The following is a 16,925-nucleotide window of genomic DNA, read 5'->3' on the forward strand; positions in this document are numbered from 1 at the left end:
TAATGCAGCGGCTAAATCGCCACGATTTTCCCGGCGCGATCTACAGCGAGCGCGTCATCCAGTTCGGCGAGGGCAACTTTCTGCGCGCCTTTATCGACTGGCAGCTCGACTGGCTGAACCAGCATCAGGGCACCGATGCGGGCGTCGTGGTGGTACGGCCGCGCAACCGCGCCGTCAGCGACAGCCTGAACCAGCAGGATGGCCTTTATACCACGCTGATCCGCGGTCTGAACGAGCAGGGCGAGCGCGTCAGCGAAACGCGCCTGATCCGCAGTCTGAATCGCGAGATCCAGCCTTATCTCCAGCATGACGACTTTCTGGCGCTGGCGCGCGCGCCGCAGATGCGGTTCGTCTTCTCTAACACCACCGAAGCGGGCATCGCCTTTGCCGAGAGCGATCGCCTGACGGATGCGCCCGCCTCCAGCTTTCCCGGCAAGCTGACGCAGCTGCTATGGGCGCGCTTCGAGCACTTCAGTGGGGCCAGTGACAAAGGCTGGCTGATTGTACCCTGCGAGCTAATCGACCATAACGGCGATGCCCTGCGCGAACTGGTGCTGCGCTATGCGCGACACTGGCAGCTGCCGGAAAGTTTTACCGCCTGGGTAACGCAGCACTGCATGTTCTACAACACGCTGGTGGACCGCATCGTGACCGGTTTCCCGCAGGAGAGCGAGGCGCTCGCCGCTCAGCTGGGCTACGAGGATCGTTTTCTGGTGGCGGGCGAGGTGTATTACCAGTTCATTCTGCAGGGGCCGCGCGCGCTGTTCGACGAGTTGAAGCTGGATGCGCTGGCGCCGCAGGTGCGACTGGTCGAGGATATCGCGCCGTGGAAGGCGCAGAAAGTAGCGATCCTCAACGGCGCACATACCGCCATGGTGCCGGTGGCTTTCCAGGCTGGACTGGAGAGCGTTGGCGAAGCAATGGCGGATCCGGCTATCTCAGGTTTTGTCGATCGTCTGCTGCGTGAGGAGATCATTCCTACGCTGGATCTGCCGCGCAGCGAGCTGCTCGCCTTCGCCGATGCGGTAGAGCGGCGCTTCCGCAATCCCTTTATCCGTCATGCGCTGCTCTCCATCGCGCTGAACGGCATGACCAAGTTCCGCACCCGGCTGCTGACGCCGCTGCTGGCGTCACACGCGCAAAGCGGCGTCTGGCCGACGCGTCTGACCTTTGCGCTGGCGGCGCTGATCGCCTTTTATCGCGGCGCGTCGGCGGAGAAAAGCTGGCCGCTACAGGATGACGCGCACTGGCTGGCGCGCTTTGAAAAAAACTGGCAGGCACTCAATAACGACCAGATTTCCCCGGAACAGCTGGTGCGCGAGGTGTTAAGCGACGCGCAGCACTGGGGCGAAGATTTGACCCGGCAGCCACAGCTGGCGGCCGAGGTCAGCCGACACCTGCAAAATATCATCGTCCACGGCATGCGTGAGGCGTTGAGCACACTGGGATAATGCTATGCAAGACGCGATTAAGATTCACTCTCAGGATAACGTCGCGGTAGCGCTGCGCGACTTAGAGGCGGGGCAGACTATCGACCTGCATCAGACGGCAGTGCAGCTACAGCAGGCCGTTACGCGCGGCCATAAGTTCGCGCTGCGGCCCATCGCCGAGGGCGAACTGGTGGTTAAGTACGGGTTGCCGATTGCCCACGCCACGCAGCCGATCGCCGCCGGCGAGGTGATCCACTCCAGTAACGCGCGCACTAACCTGAGCGATCTGGATGAGTACGACTATCAGCCGGAGTTTGTTGAGGTGCCGCCGCAGCCTGGGGATCGCGAGGTGCAGATCTATCGCCGCGCCAACGGCGACGTCGGGATCCGCAATGAGCTGTGGATCCTGCCGACCGTCGGCTGCGTCAACGGCATTGCGCGTCAGATCCTGCAGCGCTTTCTTAAAGAGACCGACAACGCGGCGGGTACCGACGGCGCGTTTCTGTTTAGCCACACCTTCGGCTGCTCGCAGCTGGGGCAGGACCATGAGAATACCCGCACCATGCTGCAAAATATGGTGCGCCATCCTAACGCTGGCGCGGTGCTGGTTATCGGCCTCGGCTGTGAGAACAACCAGGTCGATGCCTTCCGCGAGACGCTGGGCCTGCCGGAGAGCGACCGCATTCAGTTTATGGTGTGCCAGCAGCACGATGATGAAGTAGAGGCGGGTCTGGAGCGTCTGCATGCCCTGTATGAGGTGATGTGTCACGACATACGCCAGCCGGGCAAGCTAAGCGAGCTGAAGTTCGGCCTGGAGTGCGGCGGCTCCGACGGTTTTTCCGGCATTACCGCCAATCCGCTGCTGGGGCGCTTCTCCGATCAGATGATCGCTAACGGCGGCACCACGGTGCTGACCGAGGTGCCGGAGATGTTCGGTGCGGAGCGTATTCTGATGAGCCGCTGTCGCGACGAATCGACCTTCGAGAAAACCGTGGCGATGATTAACGATTTCAAGCGCTATTTTATCGACCACCAGCAGCCGATTTACGAGAATCCCTCGCCGGGCAACAAGGCGGGCGGTATTACCACGCTGGAGGAGAAATCGCTGGGCTGCACCCAGAAAGCGGGCTCCAGCCAGGTGGTGGACGTGCTGAAGTATGGCGAGCGGCTGAAAACGCCCGGGCTGAATCTGCTGAGCGCCCCTGGCAACGATGCGGTCGCCACCAGCGCGCTGGCGGGGGCGGGCTGTCATATGGTGCTGTTCAGCACCGGACGCGGCACCCCTTACGGCGGCTTTGTGCCGACGGTGAAGCTGGCGACCAACTCGCCGCTGGCGGAGAAGAAGCCGCACTGGATCGACTTTAACGCTGGCCGTTTGCTGGAAGGGATGAGCATGGATGCGCTGCTGGAGGATTTCGTCGATACCATCGTGGCGATCGCCAGCGGCAAGCTGACCAACAACGAGAAGAACGATTTTCGCGAGCTGGCGATTTTTAAAAGCGGCGTGACGCTGTAAATCGGCTAATCGACAGAGAGGCTAATGTCGCTGTTTCAGACGGCGCGAAAGTACGGGGAGCGGGTGGCATGGAACGCTTTGCTCCTCGTACCCTGCCACCCGCTCTTCAAGCTACTGAGCTATCTGCAAGATCAAGCCCGGCTGGCTTCGCGCTCGGCTTCAGCCTGACAAACCGCGGCGGTAAACAGAATATCGGTAGAGGAGTTCAGCGCCGTTTCGGCGGAGTCCTGCAGTACGCTGATAATAAAACCGGCTGCCACCACCTGCATCGCCAGCTCATTGGGGATGCCGAACATATTACAGGCTACCGGGATCAGCAGCAGCGAACCGCCCGCTACGCCCGACGCGCCGCAGGCGCACAGCGATGCCACCAGGCTCAGCAGAATCGCGGTCGACACGTCAACCTGAATACCCAGCGTATGCACCGCCGCCAGCGTCAACACGGTAATGGTGATGGATGCGCCCGCCATACTGATAGTCGCCCCCAGCGGAATAGAGACCGAATAGGTATCCTCATCCAGATTCAGGCGTTTCGCCAGCGCCATATTCACCGGAATATTGGCTGCCGAACTGCGGGTAAAGAAGGCGGTCACGCCGCTTTCGCGCAGGCAGGTAAAGACCAGCGGATAGGGGTTGCGGCGGATCTTGCTGTAGACCAGCAGCGGGTTGACCACCAGCGCCATTAACGCCATACAGCCCAGCAGCAGCCCCAGCAGATGTGCATACTGCCACAGCGCGCCAAAGCCGGTAGAGGCCAGAATCGACGCCACCAGACCGAAAATGCCGACCGGCGCGCAGCGAATTACGCAGCGCACCAGCCAGGTCACTGCATGTGAGACATCGTTAAGCAGGGCGCGGGTGCCGGGCGAGCTGTGACGGAACGCCAGGCCAAGGCCGATCGCCCACACCAGAATACCGATGTAGTTTGCTTCCATCAGCGCGGTAATCGGGTTTGCCACCATATTCATCAGCAGGCCGCGCAGCACCTCGGTTATGCCCGACGGCGGCGTAATTTCAGTTTTGCCGACCGCCAGCGTCAGCGTCTGCGGCATCAGATGGCTCAACATCACCGCGATCGCCGCGGCGAAAAAGGTGCTTAACAGATAGAGCGCGATAATAGGTTTGATATTGGTCTTCTGGCCCTGTTGATGGCTGGCGATAGAAGCGATCACCAGCACCAGTACCAGCAGCGGCGCAACGGCTTTCAGCCCGCTGACGAAGAGTTCGCCCAGCAGGCCGACGGCCAGCGCGGCATCCTTCGAGACCCAGGCCAGCGCCACGCCGGCCACCAGCCCTACCATGATTTGTTTTACCAGGCTTCCTGCGAGTAACGCGCCCAGACGACCGGAAAGAGAGTTCTGCATAATTGTTCTTTAGGTTGTAGCGGGATGTGGCTTCAGAGGGCGTCGATTAACGCGCCTGAAGCGGTTTGCCCGGCGGAGTATAAGGAAAAGAGCGGGCGAGGAAAGAGATAATTCTGTCTGTGCGAGGGGGATCGGATTTCTATTATGCTGGATGAAGGAAGTGTGACAGAGCGATGAAATGTCGCACCAGTGACTGGCAAAATAAAACAGGGGCATTACCTGCCCCTGTAGCGGATTATTGCGAGCGCTGTTTTTGGTCGCTTTTGCGATTCACCCAGGCGTTAATCAACAGGGTTGAACCGAGGATGGCGCCGACCACGCCCAGCGAGATCGCCACCGGAATATGGTAGAACTCGACGATGAGCATCTTGATACCGATAAAGACCAGCACGATCGCCAGGCCATACTTAAGCATGGAGAAGCGCTCGGCGACGTTAGCCAGCAGAAAGTACATGGCGCGCAGGCCGAGAATGGCGAACAGGTTAGAGGTCAGCACGATAAAGGGATCGGTGGTTACGGCGAAAATCGCCGGAATGCTGTCGACCGCGAAGATTACGTCGCTCAGCTCCACCATAATCAGCACCAGCAGCAGCGGCGTCGCAAACAGCACGCCATTCTTACGGGTAAAAAATTTCTCCCCCTCCAGCGCGTCAGTCATGCGCAGATGTTTACGCAGCCAGCGTACCACCGGCTTGTCGCCCACCGCGTTTTCATCTTCTTCTCTGGAGAAGGCCATCTTCAGTCCGGTCAGCAGCAGGAAGGCGCCGAACAGATAGAGGATCCAGCTAAACTGCGTTACCAGCCAGCTGCCCGCAAAGATCATAATCGTGCGCAGCACAATCGCGCCCAGCACGCCGTAAATCAGCACGCGGCGCTGCAGCGCGGCGGGGATCGAGAAGTAGCTGAAGAGCATCAGCCAGACAAAGACATTATCGACCGCCAGCGCCTTCTCCAGCACATAGCCGGTTAAAAACGCCAGCGTCTGCGTCGTGGCGACTTCCCGACCGGCGCTGCCCTCGAGATACCACCAGAAGGCGGCGCTGAACAGCAGCGACACCGATACCCAAATCAGCGACCAGACCGCCGCCTGTTTAAAACTCATGGTCTGCGCGCCGCGCCGTCCCTGTAAAAAGAGATCGATCGCCAGCATGATGAGCACCACCACCGCAAAGCTGCCCCAGAGAAGAGGCGTTCCTACCGTCTGCATAACTTTTCCTGCCCTGAAATAAAAAACGGCTGAGGTCAGAAGACATCAGCCGCTTTACAGGGATGTAAGCAAACCTTGCCTTCCGGCAAGGTCTCACTTACAACGCAGAATCAGATTCCGGGTTGCCTGACGACCGGATGCTTGCGCATCGTAATGACGATCGTTCAGCTTACAAGTTACTCCCCTTTGCTGGCAGTTAAGATAGGCGCTGACCCTGCAAGAGGCAATAGCGAGCCATTAATATTTAGACATATTTACACAGCGTGGTCGTCAGCGGGAAAAACCACGCCGGTCTGGCGGCGTATCTCGGTCAGCAGCGCGGCGGTGATGCGCGATGTTTCCAGCCCAGGATGATCGACGCGGCGCTGCCGCACCAGCTGCACAAAGGTCTGGGCTTCATAGAGCATGGTATTGATATGCTGCGGCTGGCTCAGATCCTGCGGCTGCGCGGCGGTCTGGCGCGGCACCAGGCTAACCGACTGCATCTCCGATAGCTTTTCGATCAGCAGCGAGCCCGCTTCGCCCTGAATTTCACTGGGAATACGCGAGTCGCTGACTTTGGAGTGCAGCAGCGTGACGTCAAAGTCGCCATAGTCGAGCAGCACGCTGCCGTGGCCGTCAACGCCGCTGGCCAGCAGCGCGGCGCTGGCTTTTACCGCCTGCGGCGCGCCCCACAGCGCCACCGCTGTCGCCAGGCAGTAGTAGCCGATATCCATTATCGAGCCGTTCGACCAGCGCGGATTAAAGGTATTGGGATTTTCACCGTCGAGGTAGCGCTGATAGCGCGACGAGTACTGGCAGTAGCTGAACAGCGCCTTGCGCAGCGGGCCGATAGCGGGCAGCGCCTGCTGTAGCTGCGCGAAATTGGGCAGGCTGGCGGTTTTAAACGCTTCAAACAAAACCACCTGATGCTGCCGGGCGCAGGCGATCATCTGCTCCGCTTCGCGCAGGTTAGAGGCGAGCGGCTTTTCGCAGATAACATGTTTGCCATGAGCCATAAACAGCAGCGCCTGCTCGCAGTGCAGGGCGTTCGGGCTAGCCAGGTAAACCGCGTCGATAAGATCGCTGGCGGCCAGCGCCTCCAGCGAGGTAAAGAGATGCGAGCAGGGACAGGCTTCGGCGAAGCGTTCCGCCTGCTGCTGCGTACGCGAAAAGATGGCGTTCAGGCGCATCTGGCCGGTTTCGTGCGCGGCATCGATAAACTGGCGCGTTATCCAGTTGGTTCCCACAATAGCAAAACGGATCACGTTGGCTCTCCTGCGGCAAATAGCGGCAGAGTAGCACGCCGCAGACCGGGCGCAAGCGCCGGAAAGAAAGGGAATTTGATCCTGCGATCCGCCTTCCAATATAGTGATGACGCAACGGCGACGGGCTGAAAAAAGTGGAGAAAGCGCTTGAAAGGAAGTAAACACGCACTGAACTGGACCACGCTGATGGTCGCGATCCCGGTAGGCCTGGCGGCGTCGCTGGTGACGCTGGCGTTTCGCGGCATCATTGAACTGATTAACCGTCTGCTGTTCGGCAGCAGCAATGAGATCACCGTGGCGATGCACGTCTGGCCGTGGATCTTCTGGCCGCTGCTGGTGGGGGCGGGCGGCGTGCTGGCGGGGTTTTTCCTGCGTTATGCGGTGAGCATCGAACAGCAGCAGACGGTAAAGACTGACTACCTTGAGGTGATTAACGCGCGGCTCGACGCGGTGCCGACCCGCACCTCGCTGTTCCGCGCGCTCTCTTCGATAGCCAGCATCGGCTCAGGCGCCTCGATCGGTAAAGAGGGGCCGATGGTGCAGCTCTCCGCGCTGTGCGGCAGCGTGCTGGGGCGCTGGATGCCCGCCTCGCTGAATCTGAAAAACAGCGATGTGGTGGCGATGGCCGCCGCCGCCGGACTCTCGTCGGTCTACCATGCGCCGCTGGCGTCGGCAATCTTCGTCGCCGAGATCGCCTTCGGCATTTCGGCGCTGCAGCGCCTGATCCCGCTGGTGATCGCCTCGTCTGTTGCCGTAATGACCATGTGGTCGCTGGGATTCCGCAACGCGCTCTATCCGCTAGCGGACGCCAGCTTTCAGATGGACGTCAGCAGCCTGATGGTAACAGTGGTGATTGGCCTGATCGCCGGGCTGGCGGGCTGGCTGCTGATTAAGCTTATCGCACGCAGCAAGGCGCTGTTCAGCCATATTCGTTCGCTGCCGCTACGGCTGGGCGCGGGCGGGCTGGCGGTGGGCGTGCTGGCGCTTATCTCTACCGATATTCTCGGCAACGGCTACGAAGTGATCGTTAAAATTATGGCGGGCGACTATCTGCTGCCGGGGTTGCTGCTGCTGCTGGTGCTGAAGACGCTGGCGACTACGCTGTCGGTCGGCTCCAATGCAGTGGGCGGGCTCTTTACGCCATCGCTGTTGATCGGCGCGCTGCTCGGCGTGGCGCTGGCGACGCTGGGCGCAGCGCTCCATCTGCCGCTCGGTAACGTGCTGCTCTATGCCGCCATCGGCATGGCCGCGGTGCTGGCTGCCGTCAGCCAGGCACCGCTGATGGCGATCCTGATGGTGCTGGAAATGACCCTTAACAGCACGCTGCTCTTTCCAGTGATGATAGCCGCCGTACTCGCCTCGATGGTGGTTTATCGCCTGCAGTCCACCAGCACCTATCCGGTGGTCGGCAACCACTTTAACCGCTCAGAAGCCAAATATGACTTCGACAATATGCGCGTGGCGGAGCTGATTATTCCCGGCGCGGCGCTGCAGCCGCAGGAGTCGGTCGGCCAGGCGCTGGCGGTCAGCTCGCTGAAGCGCGAGCGCTACGTCTACGTCATCAACGCGGCGGGCGCTTTTCTCGGCGTGGTCTCGATTCACGACATCGCGCGTAAGGTGCTGGCGCAGGAGATCACGCTGAATTCGCCGGTCGCCACGGTTATGGACGATAACTTTCCCGTCGTCTACCAGAATCAAAGCATGCGCGAGGGATGGGAAGCGTTTGCCCGCGTAACGCTGGAGCGACTGCCGGTGCTCAACAATCCGCAGGAGAGGCGCTTTCTCGGCGCGCTGACCAAAACCAGTCTGATCCAGAAAGCGCAGGAGTTTCTCTAGGCTGCGTTGCCGCGCATCGCCTGATCCGTCATCCAGAGCCGGGCGTCGAACTCCAGCTGATGGTAGTTCGGCTCCATATGGCAACAGAGCTGATAGAAAGCCTTGTCGTGATCCTTCTCTTTCAGGTGCGCCAGCTCGTGCACCACGATCATGCGCAAAAAAGGCTCCGGCGCGAGGCGGAAAAAGGTGGAGACGCGGATCTCCGCCTTGGCTTTGAGGTTGCCGCCCTGGACGCGCGACACCGCCGTATGCAGGCCCAGCGCATGTTTCATGACCTTGATTTTATTATCCCAGATCACTTTACTGATCGGCGGAGCGTTACGCATAAAGCGATTCTTCAGCGCCTGGGTATAGTCATATAACGCTTTATCGCTGACGATATCGTGCGTGTCGGGATAGCGCTGCTGCAAAAAAGCGCCAAGCTTTTCATGGTCGATCAGCGTCTGAACCTGCTGAAGGATGTTCTCAGGATAACCCTGCAGATAGATAAGTGAGGACATTAGGGATTCCCGGCGAAAGACAGTATACTGCGCCCCCCTTTTGGGGCGTAAAACAGCCAGATTGTACCAGCCGGAGAATTCATGAGCCAACTTGAACTAGTCGATCGCACCCTGATCCTGCATCGTTTCCCGCAAATGCGTGAAGAGAGTCCGCTTCAGGCGTGGGACGCGGCGGATGAATATCTGCTGCAGCAGTCGCTGCCGGAAGGGCCGATCCTGGTGTTCAATGACAGCTTCGGCGCGCTCACCTGCGCGCTTAACCCGCGTCCGGTCTGGCACGTCAGCGACTCCTGGCTCAGCCAGCAGGCGACGCGGCAAAACCTGCGCCTTAACGCGCTTGACGACGGCGAGGTGCATTTTCTCAGCAGCCTCGATGCGCTGCCCGCTGCGCCTGCCGCTGTGCTGATTAAGGTGCCGAAAACCCTGGCGCTGCTGGAGCAGCAGCTGCGCGCTCTGCGAGAGGTGGTGACCGCCGATACGGTGATCCTGGCGGCGGCGCGCGCTAAAGAGATCCATAACTCCACGCTGCAGCTGTTCGAGAAGATCCTCGGCGAAACCCGCACCTCGCTGGCGTGGAAAAAGGCGCGTCTGATCTATACCCACTTCAGCGCGCCCGCGCTGGCACCGCAGGCGGCGACCACCGTCTGGCCGCTGGATGAGACGCCCTATCAGATCCACAACCACGCCAACGTCTTCTCCCGCACGTCGCTGGATATCGGCGCGCGCTTCTTTATGCAGCACCTGCCGGAAAATATCGAGGGCGAGATTGTCGATCTCGGCTGCGGCAACGGCGTGATCGGCCTGATGGCGCTGGAAAGCAATCCGCAGGCTGAAGTGCATTTTCTCGACGAGTCCTATATGGCGGTGGCGTCGAGCCAGCTTAACGTTGAGGTGAACCGTCCGCAGGACCTGACGCGCTGCGTGTTTCGCGTCAACAACGTGCTGAGCGGCTACCCTTCAGACCGCCTGCACGCGGTGCTCTGCAATCCGCCTTTCCACCAGCAGCACGCCGTAACCGATCATCTGGCATGGCAGATGTTCCGCGACGCCAAACGCTGCCTGCAGTATGGCGGCGAGCTGCGCATCGTCGGCAACCGCCACCTCGACTATCATCACAAGCTGAAAAAGCTGTTTGGCAACTGCACGCTGGTGGCGTCGAACCAGAAGTTTGTGGTGCTGCGCGCGGTAAAGATGCGCTGATCAGATAGTCAGCGCCAGCTGTACGGCCTGGGCGATTGCCCGGCGCGCGTCCAGCTCCAGCGCCACGTCGGCGCCGCCGATAAGGTGAACGGCTTTGCCGCGCGCGCGCAGCGCGGCTTCCAGCTCGCGCTGCGGCTCCTGCCCAGCGCAGATAACGACGTTATCCACCGGCACGCACGTCACCGCGCCGTCGCGGCGCAGGTGTAATCCCTCATCATCAATCGCCAGATACTCTACGCCGCCCCACATGTGCACACCGCGCGCCTGCAGCGTGGCGCGATGGATCCAGCCAGTGGTTTTACCCAGCCCCGCGCCCGGTTTGCCCGGTTTGCGCTGCAGCAGCCAGATAGCGCGCGCAGCGGGCAGGGGCTGCGCAGGCTGCAGGCCGCCGCGCTGCGTCAGCGTCAGGTCGATGCCCCATTCGCGGCAAAAGCTTTCAGTCGTCTGCTGCTCCGCCGGCTGAGAGAGATACATGGCGGTATCGAAGCCGATGCCGCCCGCGCCAATAATGGCGACGCGTTGGCCTACCGGTTTTTTGTCGCGCAGCACCTCAAGGTAGCTGAGTACGCTGGAATGATCGATACCCGGAATGTCAGGCGTGCGCGGCTGGATGCCGGTCGCCAGCACTATTTCATCGGCATCCTGCAGGCTCTCCGCCGTCGCGCGATAGCCGGTACGCACCTCGACGCCAGCGGCGGCGAGCTGGTGGGCGAAATAGCGCAGGGTTTCGCTGAACTCAGCTTTGCCGGGGATCTGGCGCGCGATATTAAACTGGCCGCCAATCTCTGCTGCGGCCTCATAGAGACGCACGCGATGACCGCGCTGCGCCGCCTGCAGCGCGAAGGCCATCCCCGCAGGGCCCGCACCCACCACGGCGATCTGCTTCGCCGTGGCGCAGGGCGTAACCGGCATCAGCGTTTCATGGCAGGCGCGCGGGTTCACCAGGCAGGAGGTAATCTTGCCGACAAAAATCTGGTCGAGACAGGCCTGGTTGCAGGCGATACAGGTATTGATGCTCTCCGCCGCGCCGCGCGCGGACTTACTGACGAAGGCGGCATCGGCGAGAAACGGACGCGCCAGCGACACCATATCGGCACAGCCGCTCTGCAACAGCTGCTCGGCGACCTGCGGGTGGTTGATGCGGTTGGTGGCGATTACTGGCGTTGAGACATGCTGGCGCAAACGCTGTGCCGCCGAGGCGAAGGCCGCGCGCGGCACCGAGGTGGCAATAGTGGGAACGCGCGCTTCGTGCCAGCCGATGCCGGTATTGAACAGGGTAACGCCGCACTTCTCCAGCTCCTCGGCTAGCGCCAGCGTCTCTGCCAGCGAGCTGCCATCTTCAACCAGATCCAGCATCGACAGGCGAAAAATGACAATAAAGTCGCGGCCCACGGCGTCGCGTATCGCCCGGGTAACGGAGAGGGCAAAGGCCTGACGGCGCTGTGCGTCGCCGCCCCAGCGGTCGCTACGCTGGTTGGTGCGCGGCGCTAAAAACTGGTTAATCAGATAGCCTTCAGAGCCCATGATCTCCACGCCGTCATAGCCTGAGAGCTGGGCCAGCTGCGCGCAGCGGGCGAAGTCGCTGATGGTTTGCAGGATCGCCTGCTCATCCATCTCCTGCGGCAGAAAAGGGTTAATAGGCGCCTGGATCCCTGAGGGCGCGACCAGATCTTTTTGATAGCTGTAGCGGCCGGTATGCAGGATCTGCAGGGCGATTTTGCCGCCTTGCGCATGTACGGCGTCAGTAATCTGGCGGTGCCAGCCGCACTGGTCAGGCGAGGTGAGCATCGCGCCATGCTTCATGGTAACGCCCTGCGCATTGGGCGCTACGCCGCCAGTGACGATCAGCGCAACCCCTTCACGCGCGCGTTCGCCATAAAAAGCGGCGAGACGCTGCGCGCCGTCGGGATGCTCTTCCAGCCCGGTATGCATCGATCCCATCAGGAAGCGGTTGCGCAGCTGGGTAAATCCCAAATCGAGCGGGGCGAACAGGGCAGGACAGGCGTGACTCTTCACGGCGGCATCACTCAGGTAAGTGGTCGGATGAGTGTAATGTAGCTGCCGTGATGTTAAAAAAAAGTGAAAGTTTACTGCGCTGTGAGGCGCATCAAAAAAGCGGGCCTTAGCTGCCCCGACGGCGTATCCATGAAAAGCGCGACTGATAGCCGCTGTTAAAGTGGGTGTTGCGGCGATAGCTGGAGCCGTTTTCCGCCATGCAGTAGGTGCAAAAACCGACGTTTTCGATATTTTCCGCAGGTACGCCAGTTTTCAGGAGGATCTCCGTCGCCAGCTGCGGCAGATCGAACCAGACGCCATTTTGCGTAGCCTTCGCCTGCGGCCTGACGGCGAACGGATTATGTGGCTGCTCGCGGTGCCAGCAGTGCGACAGCGAGCCAGAGAAGCGTTGCGCGATCGATGACAGCATCTCCTCGCCCAGTTCGTAGCAGCAGGGCGCAATGGCCGGGCCGATGGCGATATACAGGCCATCCGGCGAGGCGCCATCTTCGCACAGCCGCGCCACGGCACGATCCAGTACGCCCGCCAGCGTGCCTTTCAGGCCAGCGTGCACCGCCGCCACGCGCCGTTGCTGCGTATCAGCGATGAGCACCGGCAGGCAGTCGGCGGTGTAGACCGCCACCGGCCGCTCGCCAAAGCCGATAATGCCATCCGATTCGCAGCTTTTCGGCGGCACGTTGTCCGCGTCATCTACCACCGTCGCGCTGTGGCGCTGATGGCCGTAAGCGACATCGTCAGGCGGCGCTTCGCCTGCGGGCTGGAAGGCATATTCAACCCACTCCAGCGCATCAAGAAGGGTAGAGCGTACGCGGATTCCCATATGAATCTCCTGTGAGGCGTTTGGCTGCATTCAGCTTAGGTTAACTGCTACATTTTGAAAGCGTTACCTACTTCTACTTTTCCGGCTTAAGGATAACAAGATGAAAATGACCGCAACGCTGCTGACCAGCGGCCTGATGGCGCTGATGCTGTCGGGCTGCGCCTCGCAGTCGGCGCAAAATGCGCAGCAACAGCTCGGCCAGCAGTCAGTAATGGCGCTTAACTGGTTTCAGCAGTCCGGCGAGTACCAGGCCCTGACGTGGCAGGCCTTCAACGGCGCGCGTCTCGCCTTTGACGCCGCGCCTTCGCTGACCGGCAAGCCTAAGGCGGTGATTGTCGATCTGGATGAGACCATGATCGACAACAGCGCCTACAGCGCCTGGCAGGCGAAAAACGGGCAGCCGTTCAGCGCGCAAAGCTGGTCGGAATGGACCCGAGCGAAGCAGGCGCTGGCAGTGCCTGGCGCGGTCGATTTCGCCCACTACGTTACTTCACACGGCGGCACGCTATTCTACGTGTCGAACCGCGACCAGAAGGATTATGACGCCACGGTCGCTAACCTGACGAAGCTCGGATTTCCGCAGGTTAACCCGCAGACCGTACGTCTCAGCACCGGCAGTTCAAACAAGCAGGCGCGTTTTGACGCTATCAAAGCGGCGGGCTATAACGTGGTGCTCTACGTCGGCGATAACCTGAATGATTTCGGCGAGGCGACATGGCACCAGGGCAACGCGCAGCGTCGCGCCTTTGTCAGCCAGAATCACCCGCTTTTCGGCACCCGATTTATCGTATTGCCGAATCCACTCTATGGCGACTGGGAGAGCGGCATGGCGGATAATTACAATAAGCTGACGCCGCAACAGCAGCTCTCAACGCGCGATGCGCGGCTGAGGGCGTGGAACGGTAAATAATTCGTCAAGCGAAAGAGCCTGCGATAACAGGCTCTTTATTTTTGTCGCTGATATTTACGTTCAGGGGGAATTATTTCACTGCAAACTAATTTAATTATCTCTTACTTTTAAAGCGGCAGTTATTAAGCGTATTGCACTGCTTTTTTCGCTCATCGCCAGTTTTAATCACTATTGATTAGCGAATTAATTCGGAATTTTCTGCATTAAAGTGCCGTCACTAATTGAGTGTGAGCAACAGGCCAGCAAAGCTAAGTGTAATTATTTGTCATTGTAAAAGGCATTCTAATTATGTGCCTATTTTAATAGTATGATATTATTGTATTTTATTGATGCCTGTTTTTCTTCCGGAATTGATTCTGCTTAATTAGCTTTACCTTTAATTTACCTCGGCTGAATTAATATTTACAAAACTCGCGCCGCTCTGGCTTATAAAAAATTACGCATGCATCCTTAATCATAAACGGCTATAAACAATTTCTGTGATGAACTGCGTTGTTTTTCTGACTGCCAGTAGTTAACTGTGAGCCGGTTCACTCCCTTGTTCGCCTGTATATTTCCTTCCCGGTTGTTGAGAGAGACGAATGTGACGACACTGAAACCCTTATTAGCGAAAAATCGCAGCTGGGCGCTCCAGCGCCGCGAACGTAACCCTGACTATTTTGAAAAATACCTCCATCAACAGAAACCGCACTCACTCTGGATTGGCTGCTCAGACAGTCGCGTACCGGCCGAGGTTTTGACCGGCTCGCATCCCGGCGAACTCTTTGTCCATCGCAATATCGCCAATATGGTGGTCGACGGCGACGACAACCTGATGAGCGTGCTGCAGTACGCCATCATTTATCTCGGCGTAGAACGCATCGTGCTGTGTGGCCATTACGGCTGCGGCGGTGTTCAGGCGGCGCTTAACCTGCCGCAAAGCCCGCTGGCGCAGGAAACATCAGCGCTGGCGCGACGTATCGCCGCGCTGCGACAGGCGCTGGGCGCCAGTTTGCCCGATGAGCAGGAAGCAACAGCCGAGACGCTGAACCAGTTGGTTGAGGTAAACGTGTTGGCGCAGTTCTCCCGTCTGGCCGCCACCGCGCCGGTGCGCGACGCGTGGCGAGCGGGCCAGACATTAGATCTCTTCGGCTGCGTTTACGATCTGCAGTCGGGCCATCTTAAAGAGTTAATCCAGCAATCAGCAGAGGAATCTTCGCCATGAATGTAAGTACGCTTCGTCAGGATATTCCTGCCGGTCTGGTGGTTTTTCTGGTGGCGCTGCCGCTCTGTCTTGGCATCGCGCAGGCGAGCGGACTGCCGCCGTTTGCCGGCTTGCTGACCGGGGTTATCGGCGGGCTGCTGGTTACCGCGTTAAGTCCTTCACGCTTTGCCGTCAGCGGCCCGGCAGCGGGGCTGGTCACTATCGTCGTCGCCTCAATTGAAACGCTCGGCAGCTTCAGCGCTTTTCTTACCGCGCTGGTGCTGGCGGGCCTGATGCAGTGCGGTCTGGGCCTGCTGCGCGCCGGCCGGTTTATCTCGCTGGTGCCGGGCAGCGTGATCAAGGGAATGCTGGCGGCCATCGGCATTCTGCTGATTATCCAGCAGATCCCGGTAGCGTTCGGCATTGAGGGCGATGCGGGGCTGGCAGGGTTCGCCAGCGGCGCTGCGGCTTTCTCCGTTCCTGCGATGCTGGTTGCTGGCGGCAGCCTGGCGATCCTGTGGTTATGGACCACGCCGCTGATAAAGAAGGCTGGCGCGCTGGGCTGGATACCTGGGCCGCTGGTCGCGGTGCTGTTTGGCTGCGCCGCAACGCTATTTGGCGGACGGCTGATGCCGGAGATGGCGAACGAGCTGTCGCGCATCGCGCTGCCGTCGTTCGACAGCCTTTCAGCGCTGACGGCGCAGCTGGAGAGCCCAGCCTGGACGGCGTGGCAAAACCCGTCGGTCTGGGTGGTGGCGGTAACGCTGGCGCTGGTCGCCAGCCTGGAGACGCTGCTGAGCCAGGAGGCGCTGAAGAAGCTACGCCCGAAGAACCCGCCGCCGTCGCCTAATCGGGAGATGTTCGCGCAGGGCATCGGCAACCTCAGTGCCGGTCTGCTGGGCGCAATGCCGATTACGGCGGTGATTGTGCGCAGCTCGGTGAACGTCAGCACCGGCGCGCAGACCAAACTCTCTATTCTTATTCACGGCGTGCTGCTGTTGATCTGCGGATTGTGGTTCAGCGATCTGCTGAATGCCATTCCGCTGGCCAGCCTGGCGGCGGTGTTGCTCTATACCGGCTATAAGCTGGCGACGCCGCGCCTGTTCATTGAGCAGTTCCGCATGGGCGCGCAGCAGTACGTGCCGTTCCTCGCCACCATTGGCGGCATTATTCTGTTTGGCATGCTGTCGGGCATTGGCATCGGTCTGGCGACGCAGATGCTTATTAGCCTGTATAAGAGCCACCGCAATGCGCTACAGCTGACCCGCTATGACGATCACTATGTGCTGCGCTTCCAGCAGAATCTGACCTTTCTGCATAACCCGAAGCTACAGGGGCTGCTGGCTGAGATCCCGGAAAACAGCGTGGTGATTGTGGATCACGATAACGCCGAGTATCTGGATCCAGACGTAAAAGCGGTGCTGAAAGATTTCGGCGACAGCGCGAATAAGCGCGGCATTCGCCTCAGCCAGTGGCCGGTAGCGGTGAAGTAACGCCGTTGTACTTTTTCAGGCCGTGGCAGGACACGGAGAGCAAAGCGTCCCGCGACAGGGAGGTCGCGGGCCGAGCTGGCAGGGGTGCCGTTTTGCGTCTTTGCGATTGGGCCCTGCCACCCGCCGCGGCTCCCTTACTGACAACGCTTAAAAATCAGATATCCCGGAGGGTCGATTTTATTAATTTAGGGCATAATTGGCGC

At 59.9% G+C, this 16,925-nt stretch carries 13 protein-coding genes; 7 read left to right on the forward strand and 6 right to left on the reverse strand.

What is annotated here, in order from left to right; translation table 11 throughout:
* Window positions 1-2: 2 nt before the first annotated feature.
* Entirely contained in the window at window positions 3-1,451 is a 1,449-nt protein-coding gene (locus MHZ89_RS15275) for a tagaturonate reductase (protein WP_311783736.1), read from the forward strand.
* Between the two features lie 4 nt (window positions 1,452-1,455).
* Window positions 1,456-2,946, forward strand: coding sequence for an altronate dehydratase family protein (locus MHZ89_RS15280; protein WP_311783737.1), 1,491 nt, complete (start codon window positions 1,456-1,458; stop codon window positions 2,944-2,946).
* A 131-nt stretch (window positions 2,947-3,077) separates the two neighbouring features.
* Here the strand turns inward: MHZ89_RS15280 and sstT are convergent, their stop codons facing one another.
* The 3 genes from sstT to MHZ89_RS15295 form a co-directional block, all read right to left on the reverse strand.
* Window positions 3,078-4,310, reverse strand: a complete 1,233-nt coding sequence (gene sstT / locus MHZ89_RS15285; RefSeq protein WP_311783738.1) for a serine/threonine transporter SstT — start codon at window positions 4,308-4,310, stop codon at window positions 3,078-3,080.
* Window positions 4,311-4,545: 235 nt separating this feature from the next.
* Window positions 4,546-5,517 (reverse strand): TerC family protein, encoded by a 972-nt coding sequence (locus MHZ89_RS15290; protein WP_311783739.1) that lies wholly within the window; start codon window positions 5,515-5,517, stop codon window positions 4,546-4,548.
* A gap of 254 nt (window positions 5,518-5,771) precedes the next feature.
* On the reverse strand, window positions 5,772-6,764 hold the full coding sequence (locus tag MHZ89_RS15295; protein WP_311783740.1) for a Gfo/Idh/MocA family oxidoreductase: 993 nt from the start codon (window positions 6,762-6,764) through the stop codon (window positions 5,772-5,774).
* A 147-nt stretch (window positions 6,765-6,911) separates the two neighbouring features.
* Between MHZ89_RS15295 and MHZ89_RS15300 the strand changes: the two genes are divergently transcribed.
* Window positions 6,912-8,600, forward strand: coding sequence for a chloride channel protein (locus MHZ89_RS15300; RefSeq protein WP_311783741.1), 1,689 nt, complete (start codon window positions 6,912-6,914; stop codon window positions 8,598-8,600).
* Here the strand turns inward: MHZ89_RS15300 and MHZ89_RS15305 are convergent.
* Window positions 8,597-9,100, reverse strand: coding sequence for a M48 family metallopeptidase (locus tag MHZ89_RS15305; protein WP_120454911.1), 504 nt, complete (start codon window positions 9,098-9,100; stop codon window positions 8,597-8,599). The two genes, MHZ89_RS15300 and MHZ89_RS15305, sit on opposite strands and share 4 nt — an antisense overlap.
* 81 nt (window positions 9,101-9,181) lie before the next feature.
* On the opposite strand from MHZ89_RS15305, the gene rlmG reads away from it, so the two are divergent.
* Complete coding sequence (rlmG, locus tag MHZ89_RS15310) at window positions 9,182-10,300, forward strand: 23S rRNA (guanine(1835)-N(2))-methyltransferase RlmG (RefSeq protein ID WP_311783742.1); 1,119 nt, start codon at window positions 9,182-9,184, stop codon at window positions 10,298-10,300.
* Here the strand turns inward: rlmG and MHZ89_RS15315 are convergent, their stop codons facing one another.
* On the reverse strand, window positions 10,301-12,316 hold the full coding sequence (locus MHZ89_RS15315) for an FAD-dependent oxidoreductase (RefSeq protein ID WP_409373291.1): 2,016 nt from the start codon (window positions 12,314-12,316) through the stop codon (window positions 10,301-10,303).
* 106 nt (window positions 12,317-12,422) lie between these two features.
* Window positions 12,423-13,136 (reverse strand): polyphenol oxidase family protein, encoded by a 714-nt coding sequence (locus tag MHZ89_RS15320; RefSeq protein WP_311783743.1) that lies wholly within the window; start codon window positions 13,134-13,136, stop codon window positions 12,423-12,425.
* Between the two features lie 100 nt (window positions 13,137-13,236).
* Here MHZ89_RS15320 and MHZ89_RS15325 point away from each other — a divergent pair, with 100 nt between their 5' ends.
* The 3 genes from MHZ89_RS15325 (at window position 13,237) to MHZ89_RS15335 (ending at window position 16,722) form a co-directional block, all read left to right on the forward strand.
* Window positions 13,237-14,046, forward strand: coding sequence for a 5'-nucleotidase, lipoprotein e(P4) family (locus MHZ89_RS15325; RefSeq protein WP_311783744.1), 810 nt, complete (start codon window positions 13,237-13,239; stop codon window positions 14,044-14,046).
* 583 nt (window positions 14,047-14,629) lie between these two features.
* Window positions 14,630-15,250 (forward strand): carbonic anhydrase, encoded by a 621-nt coding sequence (locus MHZ89_RS15330; RefSeq protein ID WP_311783745.1) that lies wholly within the window; start codon window positions 14,630-14,632, stop codon window positions 15,248-15,250.
* A complete protein-coding gene (locus MHZ89_RS15335; RefSeq protein WP_311783746.1) occupies window positions 15,247-16,722 on the forward strand; it encodes a SulP family inorganic anion transporter in 1,476 nt (491 codons plus the stop codon). Before MHZ89_RS15330 ends, MHZ89_RS15335 begins: the two co-directional genes overlap by 4 nt.
* The last annotated feature ends 203 nt before the right edge of the window (window positions 16,723-16,925 follow it).

Origin of the sequence: Pantoea sp. ACRSB (genome assembly GCF_022346905.1) — a bacterium.
Taxonomy (GTDB): Bacteria; Pseudomonadota; Gammaproteobacteria; order Enterobacterales; family Enterobacteriaceae; genus Pantoea; species Pantoea piersonii.